General features: G+C 58.4%; 11 protein-coding genes, 1 tRNA gene and 1 pseudogene. 9 read left to right on the forward strand and 4 right to left on the reverse strand.

The window, feature by feature from the left end; translation table 11 throughout:
* Positions 1 to 98: 98 nt before the first annotated feature.
* Positions 99 to 557 (forward strand): GatB/YqeY domain-containing protein, encoded by a 459-nt coding sequence (locus BLT54_RS06135; RefSeq protein ID WP_074642242.1) that lies wholly within the window; start codon positions 99 to 101, stop codon positions 555 to 557.
* A gap of 57 nt (positions 558 to 614) precedes the next feature.
* Here BLT54_RS06135 and BLT54_RS06140 read toward each other — a convergent pair whose 3' ends face one another.
* From BLT54_RS06140 to lipB, 4 genes and pseudogenes are all read right to left on the reverse strand, one after another.
* Positions 615 to 1,163, reverse strand: coding sequence for a DUF2244 domain-containing protein (locus BLT54_RS06140; protein ID WP_074642244.1), 549 nt, complete (start codon positions 1,161 to 1,163; stop codon positions 615 to 617).
* A 177-nt stretch (positions 1,164 to 1,340) separates the two neighbouring features.
* Positions 1,341 to 3,032, reverse strand: coding sequence for a cytochrome c oxidase subunit I (locus BLT54_RS06145; RefSeq protein ID WP_009570707.1), 1,692 nt, complete (start codon positions 3,030 to 3,032; stop codon positions 1,341 to 1,343).
* Between the two features lie 329 nt (positions 3,033 to 3,361).
* Positions 3,362 to 3,904 (reverse strand): c-type cytochrome, encoded by a 543-nt coding sequence (locus tag BLT54_RS06150; protein ID WP_074642245.1) that lies wholly within the window; start codon positions 3,902 to 3,904, stop codon positions 3,362 to 3,364.
* A gap of 119 nt (positions 3,905 to 4,023) precedes the next feature.
* Positions 4,024 to 4,686: pseudogene (gene lipB, locus BLT54_RS06155) on the reverse strand (lipoyl(octanoyl) transferase LipB); the annotation flags it as partial.
* A gap of 251 nt (positions 4,687 to 4,937) precedes the next feature.
* On the opposite strand from lipB, the gene BLT54_RS06160 reads away from it, so the two are divergent.
* The 8 genes from BLT54_RS06160 to malQ all read left to right on the forward strand — a co-directional run bounded on the left by BLT54_RS06160 (position 4,938) and on the right by malQ (position 18,523).
* Positions 4,938 to 6,284, forward strand: a complete 1,347-nt coding sequence (locus BLT54_RS06160; protein ID WP_143026754.1) for a peptidoglycan-binding domain-containing protein — start codon at positions 4,938 to 4,940, stop codon at positions 6,282 to 6,284.
* Between the two features lie 274 nt (positions 6,285 to 6,558).
* A tRNA-Leu gene (locus BLT54_RS06165) sits at positions 6,559 to 6,645 on the forward strand.
* 528 nt (positions 6,646 to 7,173) lie between these two features.
* Positions 7,174 to 9,567, forward strand: a complete 2,394-nt coding sequence (locus tag BLT54_RS06170) for a glycogen/starch/alpha-glucan phosphorylase (RefSeq protein WP_074642249.1) — start codon at positions 7,174 to 7,176, stop codon at positions 9,565 to 9,567.
* A gap of 62 nt (positions 9,568 to 9,629) precedes the next feature.
* Positions 9,630 to 11,822 carry a 1,4-alpha-glucan branching protein GlgB gene (gene glgB, locus BLT54_RS06175; RefSeq protein ID WP_074642250.1) on the forward strand — a complete coding sequence of 731 codons (2,193 nt, stop codon included), beginning with the start codon at positions 9,630 to 9,632 and terminating at the stop codon, positions 11,820 to 11,822.
* A 47-nt stretch (positions 11,823 to 11,869) separates the two neighbouring features.
* A complete protein-coding gene (glgC, locus tag BLT54_RS06180) occupies positions 11,870 to 13,144 on the forward strand; it encodes a glucose-1-phosphate adenylyltransferase (RefSeq protein WP_074642252.1) in 1,275 nt (424 codons plus the stop codon).
* Positions 13,141 to 14,574: a glycogen synthase GlgA gene (gene glgA / locus BLT54_RS06185; protein WP_074642253.1), complete on the forward strand. Its 1,434-nt coding sequence runs from the start codon at positions 13,141 to 13,143 to the stop codon at positions 14,572 to 14,574. The genes glgC and glgA overlap by 4 nt, the downstream gene beginning before the upstream one ends.
* Positions 14,571 to 16,655 (forward strand): glycogen debranching protein GlgX, encoded by a 2,085-nt coding sequence (gene glgX, locus BLT54_RS06190; RefSeq protein WP_074642255.1) that lies wholly within the window; start codon positions 14,571 to 14,573, stop codon positions 16,653 to 16,655. Before glgA ends, glgX begins: the two co-directional genes overlap by 4 nt.
* Positions 16,655 to 18,523 (forward strand): 4-alpha-glucanotransferase, encoded by a 1,869-nt coding sequence (gene malQ / locus BLT54_RS06195; protein ID WP_074642257.1) that lies wholly within the window; start codon positions 16,655 to 16,657, stop codon positions 18,521 to 18,523. The genes glgX and malQ overlap by 1 nt, the downstream gene beginning before the upstream one ends.
* Positions 18,524 to 18,532: the final 9 nt, after the last annotated feature.

Genomic DNA, 18,532 nt, shown 5'->3' on the forward strand with positions numbered 1-18,532 from the left:
TAGCGTTTTCAATGGGTTACGGAAATTATCAACGGTTGAGAACGGATGCGTCTTTCGCTATGTTGTCCACTTGCGACATCATGAGGGATGAGGCCCATATGGATATGCGAAACCGGCTCAATGCGGCATTGAAAACGGCGATGAAAGACAAGGACAGCGAACGCTTGTCCACCTTGCGTCTGATCAATGCGGCCATCAAGGATCGCGAAATTGCGGCTCGGGGTGAGGGCAAAGAAGAAAGCGTGTCTGACGCGGATGTGCTTGGTATTCTTGGCAAAATGGTCAAGCAACGCCAAGAGAGCGCCAAAGCGTTTGAAGAAGGCGCGCGGCTTGAATTGGCGGAAAAAGAACGTTCTGAGATCACTGTGATCGAAGAGTTTTTGCCGCGTCAATTGTCAGAGGGTGAGGTGGCTCAGGCCATCTCTGCGGCCATTTCTGAGACCAGTGCGGAGAGCATCCGTGACATGGGCAAGGTGATGGGGGCTCTGAAAACGAAATACACCGGCCAGATGGATTTTGGCGCGGTGGGTGCACAGATCAAAGCCAAATTGGGGTAACCCCTGAGGCTCTATCCTTGAAAAGGCCGCTCTTTTGGGCGGCCTTTTTATTTTGGCTTATGAGTTGTAGCGTGGTTCGTCCTTGAGCCGCCCCAAAACCAGCGCAAGATCATCGCGTAGCTGCGCACGTTCTTCGGGCGTTAAAAATGCGCCAAGTTCCACTTCGCGCGTCTGTGCCGGGCCACCGCCCTTCAGCGTCAGGTATTGTTCGACCTTCCCCTCCGTCGGGTGCAGCGACAGTTTCACCCAATAGGGGTTCGCCTGCCACTCCATCGCGGCTCCCTTGGCGGGCCAATGAGTCAGATGGATGCGATCCGGCCAGATCAAAAGCTCTTCACGCAGATGATCGCGATCTGACCGCCTCAGCGCCAGCCAAAGGGCCGCCAGAGCCGTCATCATGAAGATCAGCAAAATCCAAAACGCGATTGTACCGATAAAGGGCACAACCGGGATCAACCCGCCGAAGAACATCAGCCAAATGGTGGCGGAAAAGCCTTTGCCCTTGAGGCTGCGATGCGGCCACAGGTCAAGCCGCACCAAAGGCGCGTCATCCGAAGTGGCCCGCTGCGGCAGGCTGCGATGGTCCGGGGTCCATTGATAGGGCATATGCGTTTCTTACATGTGTTTTGGGAAGTCTATGCGGCATCAACAGGGCTGCAAAGCCCCCTGATGCGCGGGCGGCCCCCGTCTCTGCCCGGCGGTCTTTACGGCGATAAAAATACTCAAAGAAAAGGCCCCACCGGTGAAGTGGGGCCTTTGGTTCGTGTGATCCGTCAGATCCGCTTAGTGCGAATGCTGGTGATCCCAGTCTTCCTGCTTCGGGAGCGTTTCAAACGTATGCTCCGGCGGCGGGCAGGGCAGGGTCCACTCAAGCGTGTCTGCGTATTCGTTCCAGTAGTTGTTCTGGGTCACGCGGCGACCGGCCAGCAGGGTGTAGAACACGATGCCGATGAACAACAGGAAGGACGCGAAGGACAAGAGCGCGCCGTAAGACGAGATTTTGTTCCAGTAGGCGAAGGCTTCCGGGTAGTCGATGTAACGACGCGGCATGCCCTGACGACCCAAGAAGTGCTGTGGGAAGAAGGTCAGGTTGACGCCGATGAAGAACATCCAGAAGTGCAGCTTGCCGGCCCATTCCGGGTACTGACGCCCGGACATTTTGCCGATGTAAAAGTAAATCCCGGCAAAGATGGTGAATGCTGCACCCATCGACATGGTGTAGTGGAAGTGCGCCACGACGTAGTAAGTGTCATGGTAGGCGCGGTCGATGCCCGCCTGCGACAGAACGATGCCGGTCACGCCGCCGATGGTGAAGAGGATCAAGAACCCGAAGGCAAAAAGCATCGGTGTTTTGAACTCAATCGAGCCGCCCCACATGGTTGCGATCCAAGAAAAGATTTTCACCCCTGTCGGCACCGCAATGACCATGGTGGCCATCATGAAGTAGGACTGTTGAGTCAGCGACAGACCCACAGTGTACATGTGGTGGGCCCAAACGACGAAGCCCAGAACCCCAATCGCGATCAGCGCCCAAACCATCGGAAGGTAGCCAAACACGGCTTTCTTCGAAAAGGTTGCGATGATGTGCGACACCAGACCAAAGCCCGGCAGAACGACGATGTAGACTTCGGGGTGACCGAAGAACCACAGGATGTGCTGGTACAGGATCGGATCGCCGCCACCGCCCGGTTGGAAGAAGGAGGTGCCAAAGTTACGGTCTGTAAGCAACATGGTGATCGCGCCTGCCAAAACCGGCAGGGACAACAGGATCAGCCAGGAGGTGACAAAGATCGACCAGGCAAACAGCGGCACTTTGAACATGGTCATGCCCGGTGCGCGCATGTTGAGCATGGTGGTGATCATGTTGATCGCGCCCAGAATCGAGGACGCCCCAGAGACGTGCACCGCGAAAATCGCGAGGTCCATGGAATAGCCGCCCTCATTGGTGGACAGCGGCGGGTAAAGCACCCAACCGACGCCAGAGCCAAGCTGACCATTGCCACCCGGTGCAAAAAGCGACGCGATCCCCAAAGCCACACCACAGACATAGAGCCAGTAGGACAGGTTGTTCAGGCGCGGGAAGGCCATGTCCGGGGCACCGATTTGCAGCGGCATGAAATAGTTGCCGAAACCGCCAAACAGCGCCGGAATCACCACGAAGAACATCATCAAGACACCGTGATAGGTGATCATGACGTTCCAAAGGTGGCCGTTGGGCGCACAGTTTTCGGCACCAAAGCCCGAAATCAGTCGCGCGGCGGCTTCGCCGGATTCGTTGAGGCACATGAACTGAACCCCCGGATCCATGAGCTCAAGGCGCATGTAAACGGTGAAACAGACGGAAATGAACCCCACCACGGCAGCCGTGAAGAGGTACAGAATCCCAATGTCTTTGTGGTTTGTAGACAGGAACCAGCGGGTGAAAAAGCCCCGGTTGTCCCCATGTTCGTGGCCGTGGATGGCTGCGTCTGCCATGCGGTCCTCCCGATTTGTGCGTGGTCTATGCGTGTATGCGTCACATCCGCCGGTTCCCTTAGAGGGGAGTCTTGGGGCGGAATTACCATATGTTTTAGAGGGTCACGAACCCGAGAGCAATCAGTCAACGCGTTTTGAAGACAGAAAAATGCGTGAGGTGAGGGGGATGGGCTATAATCTGGCTCTGCGGGTGGGGTTGGGGGCTTGGTTTGGCGTGCCTGCGGATTGCTTGTGGTTGCGATCCGGGCACATGTTGCGCATCCCGACATGCAAAAACGCCGCCCCCGATAAGGAGCGGCGTTTGATCTTGTCGCGGGGTGAAATCCCGATCAGTTGGAGCCGCCAGCCTGATTGCGCTCGCCCTCTTGGTTGTGTTCCTGACCTTTGGTCTCATCCATATCATCGTCCATGGTCTCAGCGGCCTCAGCCCCCTCATCGGATGCACCCTCGTCGGACATCGTCGAGAAGGTGGCCAGATAAGCGACCACGTTGCTGCCATCTTTCAGTTTAAAGGTCATTTTCGAACGGCCAGAGCCACCATGGGTGTCGATATAGGCGGTCGGATCGGCGACGTATTCGATCAAAGACGCTTCGTCCCAAACCATGCCGGTTGCGCCCACGGCCAAGATGCCGTCACCGTATTTGAAGCCATCAAAGGAGGCGACCGGACGACCCACCACGCCGTACAGGTTCGGGCCGGTTTTGCCGCCTTTGACGATGGTTTCATCGGCGCTTGCAATCATGTGGCAGGATTTGCATTTGTTGAACTCTTTCGCGCCGGCTTGCGCATCACCGGCGAACGCGGCGGTGGAGGTTGCCATCAGGGCGGCGGCTGTGAGGGCAAAAAGTTTGGTCCCGGAAAGTTTGGTCATAGGGTTGTGTCTCCCGACTGATTCATGTGTCCAGTGGTCACAATAGCGCGTCTGGGCCGCTGTGCCAGTCCAGTAATGTCGCACCTTCGACCAATGTCGCATCTCCCTATGTCAGGGCCTCACGCGCCAAAAACCTCAGAAAAGGCGCGTTTCAGGGCGACATCCACGTCCTCCATTGTCACCGGCAAGCCCAGATCGACCAGTGATGTCACGCCGTGTTCGCGGATGCCACAGGGCACGATGCCGTCAAAATGGCTCAAATCCGGGTCGACATTGATCGACAGCCCGTGAAAGGACACCCATTTGCGAATGCGCAATCCGATGGCGGCGATCTTGTCTTCGGGTTTTTGGCCAGTGATGGTCAGCGGCTTGTCCTCGCGCACCACCCAAACGCCGACACGGCCCTCGCGGATTTCGCCCGTGACGTTGAATTCGGCCAGCGCGGCGATCACCCAAGCCTCCATATTGGCGACGAATTTGCGCACGTCTTTGCCGCGTTTGTTGAGATCCAGCATCGCATAGGCCACCCGTTGGCCGGGACCGTGATAGGTATATTGTCCGCCGCGCCTGGTGTCATAGACCGGGAAACGGTCCGGGTCGACCAAGTCCTCGCGCTTGGCGGAACTCCCTGCCGTGTACAAAGGCGGATGTTCCAACAGCCAAATCAACTCCTCCGCCTCACCGCGCGCGATGGCATCGGCGCGCGCTTCCATTTCGGCGGCAGCAAAGTTGTAATCGGTCAAGCCGTCTGAAATGCGCCATTCCACCATGTCTCTCGATCCTTCGCGCCTGACTGTGTGTCTGGGGGTGTGTCTGGGGGTGTGTCTGGGTGTCTGCGTTCGGGTTTATCGCGCGTGGCACGGACAGAAAAGAGGAGGCGTGGGGAAACTCGTGTTTTGCTTACGATTTGCTAACCCGGAATATGCAATGAAGGCGCTGCGGGAAATGCTGCGGTGAATAAATTCTTTGGATCACGAAAGCCTGTGCTATCCTTTCTCAGGTTTAGTGAGTCATTTTGCGGGGAGGGACCAGTATGTCCAAACACAAAGCTTTCAAACATTTTGTATCTGCTGCACTTGCGGCGGCGATGATGCTGGGCACAACGACGCGTGTTCAGGCCGATGGTGGCGATTTTATTGCCGGTGCGGTGATCGGCGGGCTGCTTGGTGCGGCCAGTCAGCAACCGAAAAAGAAAACCAGTACCGCGCCCAGAACCTATTCGCGCCCAAGCTTGCCGTCGACGCAAGAGGGCAAAGAAATTCAGGCGTCGCTCAATTATTTCGGCTTTAATGCCGGCTCCGTCGATGGCCAGCTTGGTAAAAAGACCCGCGATGCGGTGTCCGCCTATCAGGTCTATCTTGGCTATCCGATCACCGGCCAGTTGTCGCCTTTTGAGCAGGAGCTTTTGATTTCGTCGTACAATCGCGCACAGGCGGGCGGCTATCAAACCACGCAGCTTGTGGCCTCCAATCCCGAGGGCACGCGCGGTTTGTTGAAAATGTACCGCTCTGAAATGGCTTCGGGCGGGGCAGGGGGCGCGACGATGGCCACCGTGCCCGGCACCTCCCCCGGCACCACCGTTGTGGTGAACCCGGTCATGCCTGCGCCGCAAGCGCCCGCGGCGGCCACCATGCCCAGTTTTGCGGCGGCCACGCCGGAGCCGACCCTGCCCAGCTTCCTTGGGGCGGGCACGCAGGTGTCGCTGGCTTCGCATTGCAACACAGTCAGCCTGTTGACCAATTCCAATGGCGGGTTCGTCACCGAAGCCTCCATGGTGGATGCCAATCAGGCCTTGAACGAACAGTTTTGCTTGGCGCGCACCTATGCGATTTCGCAGGGCGAGGACATGATTTCCAAGGTTCAGGGCTTTACCCCGGACCAAATCGCCGCGCAATGCGAAGGTCTCGCCCCGCCGATGGCGGCGCAGGTCGCGGCCCTCTCGATCAAGCCGCGTGATGCGGTCTTGGCAGAGACGTCGACTTTCGTGCTGAACTCCGGCATGTCTCCGGCACAACTGGCGGGAACGGCGAAAATCTGTCTCTCCGTGGGCTACCGCACCGACAATATGGATGTGGCTTTGGCCTCGTCTCTGATGTTGGTGGCTGTGGGCGAACGCGCATATGGCGAACTTTTGGGCCATCACCTGAGCCAAGGCGTTGGGGTTACCCAGCGGCCCGATTTGGCGCAGGCATGGTATGAGGATACGCTCACAGCGCTGGCAACGGGCGTGCCCGCCGTCTTCGCACCGGGGCAGGCGGAGCGTGCGGGTCTGTTGCGCAAAGCGTCGATGTCTTTGAACGGTGGTGCGGCGCTTGCGGCCCCGACTGCGGTGGTTCCGGCCTCTGGCACCGCTTTGCCCGCGTTTTCGATCACAGAATAAGAGCCCCAATCGCGGGAGGCTCTCATGTCTTGAAAGGTCGCCCATTGGGTGGCCTTTTTTGTAACGCCGCCGCCCGTGTTGTCGTGGGCCTGTCCCGCCGACACGCGTCAAAGATCACGCGTCGTTGCGCCGCCTGAGACCAGCGTTTTTCAAGCGATTTGTGCGCCAAAGCCCGCCGTTTGAAAAAAATCAGAAAAAGTGAGGGTCGTCCGATTTTTCCTCTTCACTTCCCCGAACCGCTTCGCTACATAGCCCCTCACCAAGTCAAGACTGTGCGGTCGTGGCGGAATTGGTAGACGCGCAGCGTTGAGGTCGCTGTGGGGTAACACCCGTGGAAGTTCGAGTCTTCTCGACCGCACCAACACTTTCCGATTAGGACTGTGTTATTTCCCCTCCCCCTTTTTTACACAATGGGCCTGTTGTCTTTACACAATGGGGCTGTCGTTTTCGACCAGATCAACTGTGTTGGATCGCGCACGCTTGTGCCGTGCCCAGGCCGCCAAAGGCCGTATGCCGCACGCGAATTTCCCGGACAATTTGGCGGTCTTGTCATGAAATCGTGACCCGTATCCACATAGATGGCACAGCCCTTAAAGCGTTTCGGGACAAACTCGTTATTCAAGTTAATCCCGAAACGCTTTAGGGGCGCGGGCTTTCCTTGTGGTGGATAAAAGATATACTGAAAATAAAGCATAAAACGCGCCTCAATCGGCTCTCACTTGAGGTGGATTAAGGAATGCATCAGGAAATGACTATAAACAGAGCAATAGCAGTGCCAGCGACCGTCTAGGATTTGCCATAGCTTGCTTTCCTAAGCTGATGTGGCTTAGGAAAAATGACCCTCCCCCATAAGATCCGTTTTGGGTCTTAACATAATTTAAGGTGACCCATGGCCGGCAAAGCCCCTACGTCCTCCCAAGATTTCCGCCACGCCCTCCTGCAACACCTCACCTATACGATGGGCAAAGACCCTGAACATGCGCAGTTTTTTGATTGGCGGATGGCACTGTCCCATGCGGTGCGCGACCGGATTGTCGATCATTGGGTCGCCTCCACGCGCAAGACCTATGAACAAGACGGCAAGCGGGTCTATTACCTGTCGATGGAGTTTCTGATCGGGCGTTTGCTTGAGGACGGGATCGTCAACCTTGGGCTGGCCGAGGAGGCGAAAGAGGCGCTCGACAGCTTTGGTCAGGACTACCGCACGATTTTGATGGATGAACCGGACGCAGCGCTTGGCAATGGCGGCTTGGGCCGGTTGGCGGCCTGTTTTCTTGACAGTCTTTCGACCATCGGCTGCCCGGCCTATGGCTATGGCATCCGCTATGAAAACGGCCTGTTCAAACAAAGTTTTGTCGACGGGCGGCAAGTGGAAGCGGCGGAAACATGGCTGCAAGAACCGCATCCTTGGGAATTTGAGCGCCCCGAAGTGCGCTTTACCCTTGGGTTTGGCGGTGATGTGGTCTCTGAGAACGGCAAAACCATCTGGAAACCCTCGGAGTTGATCCAGGCCGAAGCCTTTGACACGCCAATCGTTGGCTGGCAGGGGCGGTGGGCCAATACGCTGCGGCTTTGGGCCGGGCGCGCGGTCGATCCGTTTGATTTGGGCCTGTTCAATTCCGGTGACTTTGCTGCGGCGTCCGAACACGAAGCCTTGGCCCGGTCGATTTCGCGCGTGCTCTACCCCGAGGACAGCAATGAGGCGGGCAAGGAGCTGCGCCTGAAACAGGAATATTTCTTCTCCGCCGCCTCGATCCGCGACATCCTGCGCCGCTTTGACAGCAAACATGATGACATCCGCCTGTTGCCGACCAAGGTGGCGATCCAGTCGAACGACACCCACCCGGCGATCGCAGGCCCTGAGCTTTTGCGCATTCTGCATGACGAACGCGGCTTGTCCTTTGAGGAGGCGTTTGACATCACCCATCACTGTATGAATTACACCAACCATACGCTGTTGCCGGAGGCGTTGGAGCGCTGGGACGAACGCCTGTTTGGCCGCCTTTTGCCGCGCCATTTGCAGATCATCGACCGGATTGATGACGCCCATTACAAAGCCCACCCGCATCGCACGCTCTCGGCGCGCTCGGACGGGCAGGTCAAAATGGGCGAGCTGTCGTTTATGGTGTCAAACCGCGTCAACGGCGTCTCGGCACTGCACACCGATCTGATGAAAAAGACCGTGTTCAAAGAGCTCAACGCACTGCATCCCGGTCGGATTGTCAATGAAACCAATGGTGTGACCCCGCGCCGTTGGCTGCATTCATGCAACCCGAAACTGTCTGCCCTGATCACCGAGACGATTGGCGAGGACTGGGTGGCCGATCTGGAACAGCTCAAAAAGCTGGAACCGGCGATTGAGGATGCGGGCTGGTTGGAGCAGTTCACTCAGGTGAAAACCGACAACAAGGCGGCGCTTTGTGACTATGTGTCCAAGGCGCATGGAATCAATCTGAACCCAGAGGCGATGTTCGACATTCAGATCAAGCGGATGCACGAATACAAGCGTCAGCACCTCAATATTTTGGAGACCATCGCCCATTGGCTGGAAATCAAAGACAACCCGTCGGCCAACTGGGTGCCGCGGGTCAAACTCTTTGCCGGTAAGGCGGCACAGGGCTATTATTTCGCCAAGGACATCATCCGCCTGATCAATGATTTCGCCAAAGTGGCGAATGCCGATGTGGACACGCGCGACGTGCTTCAGGTGGTGTTTTTGCCGAACTACAACGTCACATTGGCCGAGCGGCTGATCCCGGCGGCGGACCTGTCCGAACAGATTTCGACGGCGGGCAAAGAGGCGTCTGGGACGGGCAACATGAAATTTGCCCTCAACGGCGCGCTCACGATCGGCACGCTCGATGGGGCCAATGTCGAAATTCGCGAACAGGTCGGCGCGGAGAATTTCTTTCTCTTTGGCATGTTGGCCGATGAGGTGATGCAGCGCCGGATGATGCATGATCACGCGCAACAGGCGATCCATGCCGATCCGCGTTTGGCGCGGGCGCTCGATGCGCTGCGTTCGGGCCGCTTTAACCCCGAAGATCCGGGTCGCTACACCCATATCGCCGACAATCTGACATGGTCGGATTACTTCCTCGTCTGTTCCGATTTTACCGACTATTGGCGCGCCCAGCGTGAGGTCGATCAGGTCTACACAGACCCGCAAACATGGGCCAAAATGGCGGCCCTCAATGTGGCGCGATCCGGGTGGTTTTCCTCTGATCGCACCATTCGGGGTTACATGTGCGATATCTGGGGGGCCAAGAGCCTTATCCCCTAAAAATCAAACAGTTGATTGGTTCCTGGAATCCCCTAAGATGCTTTTGAATAAAGGAAAATCAGATGGCCCAGGCAGATCAGAAGAGTTTCGCGGATGACACGGTTCTGGCGCAGATCTGTGCAGGCCGGTTTGATGACCCTTTCGCCATTCTAGGCCCCCATAAAAAGGGCCGGATTCGCACAGTCACCTGTTATGATCCGGGGGCGCAGACGATGTCGGCGCTCAGTGCGGGCAAGCTGTCGCCTCTGGCGCAGGTCTCGGGCCATCCCGGCCTGTTTCACGGGGCCGTATCTGGCACCAAGCCCTATGTTTTGGTCGGCCAAAAGGGCAAGGTCGAGTGGCAGGTCGAAGATGCCTATCGTTTCGGTCCTGTGTTGGGCGAGCTTGACGAATATCTGTTGGGCGAGGGCAATCACAACCGGCTCTGGACCGCGCTTGGCGCGCATGTGATGACCCATGAGGGCGTCCAAGGCACGCATTTCGCCGTCTGGGCGCCGAATGCCAAACGGGTCTCGGTTGTTGGTGATTTTAACGCCTGGGACGGGCGGCGGCATGTGATGCGCAAACGCGGCGGCACCGGTGTTTGGGAAATTTTCATGCCGGGCGTGGGCGAGGGCGCGGCCTATAAATACGAGATTTTGGGCGCGCAGGATGCGCTGCACCTCAAGGCCGATCCGGTCGGTTTTGGCGCTCAGCACCCGCCCGAAACCGCCTCAGTCGTGCGTGATATTTCGGGCTATGGCTGGTCCGATGGGCCGTGGATGGAGCGCCGCGCCGAGGCGCAAAAGCGCGATCAGGCCATCTCGATCTATGAGGTGCATCTTGGCTCTTGGCGGCGCAAGGATGACGGGCGTCCGATCTCCTATAAAGAGGCCGCCGTTGAGCTGATTGACTATGTGAAATACATGGGGTTCACCCATATCGAATTGATGCCGATTTCCGAGTATCCGTTTGATGGCTCTTGGGGCTATCAACCTGTCGGGCTTTTCGCCCCCACCATTCGCTTTGGCCCGCCACATGAGTTCCGCGATCTGGTTGAGGCGGCGCATGAGGCCGGGCTTGGCATTCTGCTCGATTGGGTGCCGGGGCATTTCCCGACCGATGTGCATGGTTTGGCGCAATTCGACGGCACGCCCCTGTACGAACATGCCGATCTGCGTGAGGGGTTCCATCAGGATTGGAACACGCTGATCTACAATTACGGTCGGCACGAGGTCGAAAATTTTCTGACCTCGAATGCGCTCTATTGGTTTGAGGAATATCACATTGACGGGCTGCGGGTCGATGCCGTCGCCTCGATGATCTACCGCGATTATTCGCGCAAAGAGGGCGAATGGATTCCCAATATTCACGGCGGGCGGGAGAACCTTGAGGCGATCCATATGCTGCAGAGCATGAACACGCTGTCTTATGGTGAAGTGCCCGGCATCATGACTGTGGCCGAGGAAAGCACCGCCTATTCGGGCGTTTCCGCGCCGGTGGATGCGGGCGGGCTTGGCTTTGGCTACAAATGGAACATGGGCTGGATGAACGACACGCTGTCTTACATGGCGCTCGATCCGGTGCACCGCAAACACCATCATCACCAGATGACCTTTGGTCTGCATTACGCGTTTTCGGAAAACTTCATCCTGCCGATCAGCCATGACGAGGTGGTGCATGGCAAAGGCTCGATGATCAATAAAATGCCCGGCTCGGAATGGGAAAAATTTGCCAATCTGCGGGCCTATTATGGGTTTATGTGGGCGCATCCGGGCAAGAAGCTTTTGTTCATGGGGCAAGAATTCGCTCAATGGCAAGAATGGAACCATGATGGTGAGATTGATTGGGCCTGTCTGGTCTATCACATGCATCAAGGCGTCCAGGATGTGGTGCGCGATCTGAACGCGCTCTACCGCGCCACGCCGGCGCTTTACGCCAAGGATTGCGACCCGGACGGGTTCCAATGGATCGAGGCCAATGATGCGGCGCAGTCGGTCTATGCCTGGATCAGGCGCGGCGGCCCCGAGGATGCAGAAGTCGTCGTGGTCTGTAATTTCACGCCGCTTGAGCGCAGCGCATATAAACTCGGCTTTCCGCAAGAGGGCGTCTGGCGCGAGGCGATCAATACAGATGCAGAATGTTATGGTGGCGGAGGCCGTGGCAATCTGGGGCGGATCACCGCCACGCGTGGCGAGTGGCACGGACAGCCTGCGGGCGCAGAGATCACCGTGCCGCCGCTCTCAACAATGGTCTTTATCAAAGACAAAGCATAACGGGCGGGGCCGAAAGGCGGGGGCTCGGGGTGCGGAAAGGTGGAGGAATGACACAGACACAAACACAGACGCGCAACAGGTTGGCCAATCGGACCATGGCGTTCGTTTTGGCGGGGGGGCGCGGCTCGCGGCTTCAGGAACTGACCAATTCGCGGGTGAAACCGGCGGTCTATTTTGGTGGCAAAACCCGCATCGTCGATTTCGCGCTCTCCAATGCGCTCAATTCCGGCATCCGCAAAATGGCGATTGCGACGCAATACAAAGCCCATTCGCTGATCCGCCACATCCAACGCGGCTGGACGTTTTTCCGCGCTGAACGCAACGAATTTTTGGACATTCTGCCTGCCTCACAGCGTTACGAGGAAAGCACATGGTATCGCGGTACAGCCGATGCCGTGGCGCAAAACATCGACATCATCGACAGCTATGATGTCGATTACATCCTGATCCTCGCGGGCGATCACATCTATAAGATGGATTACGAGTTGATGATCCAACATCACGTCGACAGTGGCGCGGATGTGACCATCGGCTGTCTGACCGTGGACCGCAAACAGGCCTCGGCCTTTGGCGTGATGGCGGTGGATGGCACGGACCGGATCACCGAATTTTTGGAAAAACCTGCCGATCCGCCGGGCATCCCGGGCGACGAGAAAAACGCGCTCGCCTCGATGGGCATCTATGTGTTCAATTGGAAATTCCTGCGTGAACGCCTGTTGGAAGACATGGAGGATCAAACCTCCAGCCACGATTTTGGCAATGACATGATCCCCGATCTTGTCGCCAAGGGCAAAGCCCAGGCGCATCGCTTTACCGACAGTTGTATCCGCCACCCCGACGCGCCCGCCTATTGGCGCGATGTCGGCACGATTGATGCCTATTGGAAGGCCAATATCGACCTGACCGATTTCACCCCCGAGCTTGATCTATGGGACCGCAGTTGGCCGATCTGGAGCTATTCCGAGAACACGCCACCGGCAAAATTCATCCATGACCGCCCGGATCGGCGCGGCACGGCGGTGAGTTCGATGGTCTCGGGCGGCTGCATCATTTCGGGGACGGAAATCCGCGAAAGCCTGTTGTTCACCCATGTGACCACCAATTCCTATGCCTCCTTGGAGGGGGCTGTGGTGTTGCCCTATGTCAACGTGGCGCGTCATGCCCGGCTTAAAAACGTGGTGATTGATCGCGGTGTACATATCCCCGAGGGGCTGGTGGTGGGCGAAGATCCCGAGGTCGACGCCAAATGGTTCCGGGTGTCGCCGGGCGGGATCACCTTGATCACCCAGGATATGTTGGACCGGAGGGCCAAAGGCGTATGACACGGGTTCTGTCAGTCACGTCCGAATGTGTGCCCTTGGTGAAAACCGGGGGATTGGCCGATGTGGCGGGGGCTTTGCCCGGCGCATTGGCGGCGTATGGCGTAGACATGCGCACGCTTTTGCCGGGCTACCGCGCGGTTTTGGCGGCCCAACCGGACGCTGCGCCGGTGTTTGACATCCATGACTTTTTCGGCGGTTCGGCCCAAATTCGGCGCGGAACATTGGGCGATACCGTGCTTTATATCCTGGACGCGCCGCATCTCTATGACCGTGACGGATCGCTTTACACCGGTCCCGGCGGCTATGATTGGGCCGACAACCCACAACGCTTTGCGGCGCTCTCATTGGCGGCGGCGATGATTGCCGCGCATGGGATCGAAGGCTGGACGCCAGAGGTGTTGCACCTGCATGATTGGCAGGCCGGATTGACCCCGGTGTATCTGCGCGAATTGGGGGCGGCGGAGCGGGTCAAGACCCTGATGACCATTCACAACATCGCCTTTCAGGGCTGTTGTTCGGCCGATCTGATCGACACGCTGGGCCTGCCGCGCCCCGGATTTAGCCCCGGCGGCTATGAATATTGGGGTCAGATTTCGGCGCTCAAAGCCGGGATCGTGGGGGCCACCAAGGTCTCCACCGTCTCGCCCACCTATGCCGCCGAATTGATGACGGGCGAGTATGGCATGGGGATGGAGGGCGTTTTGGCCGCGCGCGGATCGGATTTTGTCGGCATTCTCAATGGCATCGACGAAGAGGTCTGGTCGCCAAGTTACAAAACCCCGAAAGGCAAAGCCAAATTCAAAGCGGCGCTGCGCGACGAGCTTGGCCTGCCAAATTCCGGTCCGGCCAGTGAGGGACCGCTGTGCGTGGTGATCTCTCGATTGACCGGGCAAAAGGGCTTTGATCTCTTGCTCGAAGCGCTGCCGACCCTGTTGGAGCAGGGCGGGCAATTGGCGCTTTTGGGGTCGGGCGACAGTGCGTTTGAATCTGCGTTTCGTGACGCCGCCCTGCGCCATGCGGGCGTTGCGGTGCGGATCGGCTATGACGAAGCTTTCGCCCGCCGTCTGATCGAAGGCGGGGATGCGATTTTGGTGCCCTCGCGCTTTGAGCCCTGCGGCTTGACGCAAATGTACGGGCTGCGGTTTGGCACCTTGCCGTTGGTCTCGCTGACCGGCGGGTTGGCCGACACGGTGATCAATGCCAATGCCGCCGCCTTGGCGCAAGGCGTGGCCACGGGCATCCAATTTCACCCGGTCACAGCCTTGGCACTGACCCAAGCGCTGAACCGTCTTTGCGCGCTCTACCGCAAGCCCGATGTCTGGACCAAAATGATGGACAATGCCATGGCGCAGCCTGTGGGGTGGGACAGCTCTGCGGGCACCTATGCCGATCTTTTTGAGACGATGACAGGAGCTGCGCACCCTAAATGAGGCAATATTCGATCCTGGGCGGCCATGCCGCGCCGCTGGGGGCCACAGTGGATGGCGAAGGTGTCAATTTCGCGGTTTTTTCCCAACACGCCCGCCGGATCACCCTGTGTTTGTTCTCGGACGACGGTCAGACCGAGACTCAGAGGATTGATCTGCCGGAACGTGACGGCGATGTCTGGCACGGGTTTGTGCCGGAGTTGCGTCCGGGGCAACTGTATGGCCTGCGCGCCGATGGACCCTATGCGCCGGACCAGGGTCATCGGTTCAATTACAACAAACTCTTGATGGACCCCTACGCCAAACGCGTGACCAAACATCCTGACTGGCATGACGCCTTGATGGGCTATGAGGTCGGGCACGAGGCCGCCGATCTGTCTTTTGACACCCGCGACAGCGCCAAATACATGCCGCGCTCGGTCGTCGAAGATGTGCTTTTCGCTTGGGGCAAAGATCAACCGCCGCATCGGCGCACCTCGCAAACGGTGATCTATGAGGCCCATGTCAAAGGCCTGACCGAGCTGCACCCGGATGTGTTGCACAAGGGCAAATTCTTGGGGCTCGCGTCCGATGCGATTTTGGATCACCTCGTGAATCTGGGCATCACCGCGATCGAGCTTATGCCGGCGCAGGCCTTTCTCAACGATCGGTTTCTGGTTGAAAGGGGCTTGGTGAATTACTGGGGCTATCAGACGCTCAGCTTCTTTGCCCCCGATCCGCGCTACCTCGCCTATCACCAGATCGCTGAGTTCCAACATATGGTCGCGCGGCTGCATTCGGCGGGCATCGAGGTGATCATGGATGTGGTGTACAACCACACCGGCGAGGGCAATGAACAGGGGCCGACGCTGTCGTTTCGAGGTCTCGACAACAAAAGCTATTACCGCCTCACCGACAATCCGCGTTATTACATCAATGACACGGGCACCGGAAACACGCTCAATATTGATCACCCGATGGTGCTGCGCATGGTCTTGGATTCCTTGCGCTATTGGGTCGAGGTGATGCATGTCGATGGCTTCCGCTTTGATCTGTGCACCACGTTGGGCCGCACGCCCACGGGGTTTGACCGCGGCGCGTCTTTCTTTGATGCGATCCGGCAGGACCCGGTTCTGACCAAGGTCAAACTCATCGCTGAACCATGGGACATTGGCCCCGGCGGTTACCGCGTGGGTGGGTTTCCTCCGCCGTTTTTGGAATGGAACGACAAGTTTCGCGATGGTATTCGCCGGTTTTGGCGCGGCGATGCGGGCCATGTGCCGGTCCTGGCCGACCGCCTGACCGGATCGGCTTTGCAGTTCGATCATTCGGGGCGTCCGGCCACATCATCGGTCAATTTTGTCACGGCGCATGACGGGTTCACCTTGATGGATGTGGTCAGCTACACCGGCAAACACAATGAGGCCAATGGCGAAGACAACCGCGACGGCCACAATGACAATGCCTCCGACAACATGGGCGTGGCCGGGCCGACGGAGGATGTCAAAATCAATGCGGCGCGCGCGCAACGGCGGCGCAACCTCTTGGCCACACTGTTGTTTTCCCAAGGCACGCCAATGCTTTTGGCAGGGGACGAGCTGGGCAACAGCCAGCGGGGCAACAACAATGCCTATTGTCAGGACAATGAGATCGGTTGGATTGACTGGAGCGTGGTGGACCCGGAGTTTTTGGAGTTTACCAAACGCCTGATCGCCTTTCGCCGCGACCACCCGATTTTGCGTCAAAAGCGGTTTTTGCATTCGCGCGAACGGTTGATGGACGGGATCGAAGACCTGTTTTGGTGGCGACCTGACGGGGTTTTGATGCGGGATCAGGATTGGACAGCACCGGAGTTGAAAACGCTCTGTGCCGAAATGCGCATCGCCTCCGGCACACCGCTTTATGCCCAACGCGAAGAGGCTTTGTTCCTGATTTTCAATCGGGGCGAGGCGGTGAGTGTGCATCTTCCGGCCTGTATGCCGGGGCGGCGCTGGCGGCTTTGGATCGACACCGGCCACCCGGACATTGACGGCGAGGTGATCGACGGGTCCCTCATCCTGGCCGGGCGCGAAACCACTTTGGCGCTTGAACTGGAGGCCTTTTGATGACGGATTTGCGGCTTGAACTCTCTGCCCGGATCGGCATCCATGGCCAGTTTTATGATCAATTGGGCGTATTGCGCGAAACCTCGGTGGAGACCGCCGTGGCGCTGATGCGAGCGCTCGGGTTTGAGGCCGAGTCTGAGGAGGCCGCGCGCGCGCATCTTGAGGCGGGTTGGGATGCGGGCCTGCCGTGGGACGTGGTCTGTGAGGCGGGCACCTCGCCTTGGGTCGATATTGGCGACAGCGCGTGGGTGTTGACCTATGAAGACGGTCAGACCTGTGAGGGTCGGGGCGGGGACAGCCTGCCAAAACTGCCGATGGGCATCCATCATCTGGCCGCCGGGCCGATCCGCATCACGCTTTTGGCCGCCCCCGCGACCCTGCCGTTGCCGGAGCGCTGTTGGGGGCTGATCGCGCCGCTTTATGGCCTGTCCGAACGCGGTATCGGCACTTATGAGGGCTTGAGTGCGCTGGTGCGCGGGCTTGGGCCGCATGGTGCGGCATTTTTGGGCATCAACCCGGTTCATGCCGGGTTTCCGACCGTGCCAAATATGTTCAGCCCCTATTCGCCGTCGCATCGCCGCCGGTTGAATGTTCTGCATCTGGCGACCAAAACCGGCGTGGCGGGGGCGTTGATCGACTATCACACCGACACGCCCGCACGCATGGCGGCGCTGCGTCAGGCCTTTGAGGCCCACCCGACATCGCCCGAGTTTCTGGCCTATCTGGCGCAAGAGGGCACATCGCTTGAAACCTTTGCCCTGCATCAGGCGCTGTCTGCCATTCATGGCCCGTTTTGGTGCGATTGGCCCGAAGAGTTGCAATGTCCCAACAGCGTCAGCGCACAGGCCGCGCGCCGCGATTTGCGGGATGAGATTCTGTTTCACGCTTGGCTGCAATGGCGCGCGGATACCGATTTGTCCGGGGCGCAGGCACAGGCAAAAGCCGCCGGGATGGCACATGGGCTCTACCTCGATTTGGCCGTGGGCACCCACCCGCATGGCGCGGAAACATGGGAGGATCGCGACAGTTTCGCCTATGGTGCCTCCTTGGGGGCACCGCCCGATGCGTTTTCGGCCGAAGGGCAAAATTGGGGTCTTGCTCCGTTTAATCCTTTGAATTTGCGTAAAAATGCCTATGCGGCCCTGCGCGACACCTTCGCCCGACAACTGCGCTTTGCGGGTGCGATACGGATTGATCACATCCTTGGGTTTGAGCGCACCTTTTGGGTGCCGGAAAACGCCCCCGGTGCCTATGTGCAAATGCCGCGTGACGCGATGTTGGCCGTGGCGCGCATGGAAGCGGCACGGGCAGGCGGCCTCATCATTGGCGAAGATTTGGGGCTGATCCCGGACGGGCTGCACGATGCTTTGGCCGCATCGGGGGTTTTGGGCTGTCGGGTGATGATGTTTGAGCGCGAAAATTGGCATGACCCGGAGTTCAAGCCGGCAGAGCGCTATGACGAGGCGGCGATTGCGTCGTTTTCGACCCATGATTTGCCAACGTGGCAAGGCTGGCGTCAGGGCGCGGATGTCACGGCGCGGCAAAAAGCCGGGGGGCTGGATGCGGCGCAGACCACGCATGAATTGGGCCATCGGGCGCGCGAAGTGGCGGCGATGGATCGACTGTTGCCGGACGCGGGTTCAGATACGGGACAAGACGCGCTGCACGCGTTTTTGGCCCGAACACCCTCGCGATTGGTTGCGGTTCAGGCCGAAATCATGCTCGACATGGTGGACCAGCAAAATCTACCCGGAACCACCACCGAATATCCAAATTGGCGCATTCGTTTGCCCGAAACTTCTGATACCCTCACCATGAACAGTGACATCGTGCGCGTGGCCGAGATCATGCGCACACACGACCGATAGGAAGGACAT

Origin of the sequence: Celeribacter baekdonensis, assembly GCF_900102315.1 — a bacterium.
Classification (GTDB): Bacteria; Pseudomonadota; Alphaproteobacteria; order Rhodobacterales; family Rhodobacteraceae; genus Celeribacter; species Celeribacter baekdonensis.

What these genes read in the sequence shown, in the direction of transcription:
- glgC (WP_074642252.1), top strand. Translation starts at nt 11,870, where the DNA reads ATGACACAGACACAAACACAGACGCGCAACAGGTTGGCCAATCGGACC.
- BLT54_RS06160 (WP_143026754.1), top strand. Translation starts at nt 4,938, where the DNA reads ATGTCCAAACACAAAGCTTTCAAACATTTTGTATCTGCTGCACTTGCG.
- glgB (WP_074642250.1), top strand. Translation starts at nt 9,630, where the DNA reads ATGGCCCAGGCAGATCAGAAGAGTTTCGCGGATGACACGGTTCTGGCG.
- BLT54_RS06150 (WP_074642245.1), bottom strand. Translation starts at nt 3,904, where the DNA reads ATGACCAAACTTTCCGGGACCAAACTTTTTGCCCTCACAGCCGCCGCC.
- glgX (WP_074642255.1), top strand. Translation starts at nt 14,571, where the DNA reads ATGAGGCAATATTCGATCCTGGGCGGCCATGCCGCGCCGCTGGGGGCC.
- malQ (WP_074642257.1), top strand. Translation starts at nt 16,655, where the DNA reads ATGACGGATTTGCGGCTTGAACTCTCTGCCCGGATCGGCATCCATGGC.
- BLT54_RS06145 (WP_009570707.1), bottom strand. Translation starts at nt 3,032, where the DNA reads ATGGCAGACGCAGCCATCCACGGCCACGAACATGGGGACAACCGGGGC.
- BLT54_RS06170 (WP_074642249.1), top strand. Translation starts at nt 7,174, where the DNA reads ATGGCCGGCAAAGCCCCTACGTCCTCCCAAGATTTCCGCCACGCCCTC.
- BLT54_RS06140 (WP_074642244.1), bottom strand. Translation starts at nt 1,163, where the DNA reads ATGCCCTATCAATGGACCCCGGACCATCGCAGCCTGCCGCAGCGGGCC.
- BLT54_RS06135 (WP_074642242.1), top strand. Translation starts at nt 99, where the DNA reads ATGGATATGCGAAACCGGCTCAATGCGGCATTGAAAACGGCGATGAAA.
- glgA (WP_074642253.1), top strand. Translation starts at nt 13,141, where the DNA reads ATGACACGGGTTCTGTCAGTCACGTCCGAATGTGTGCCCTTGGTGAAA.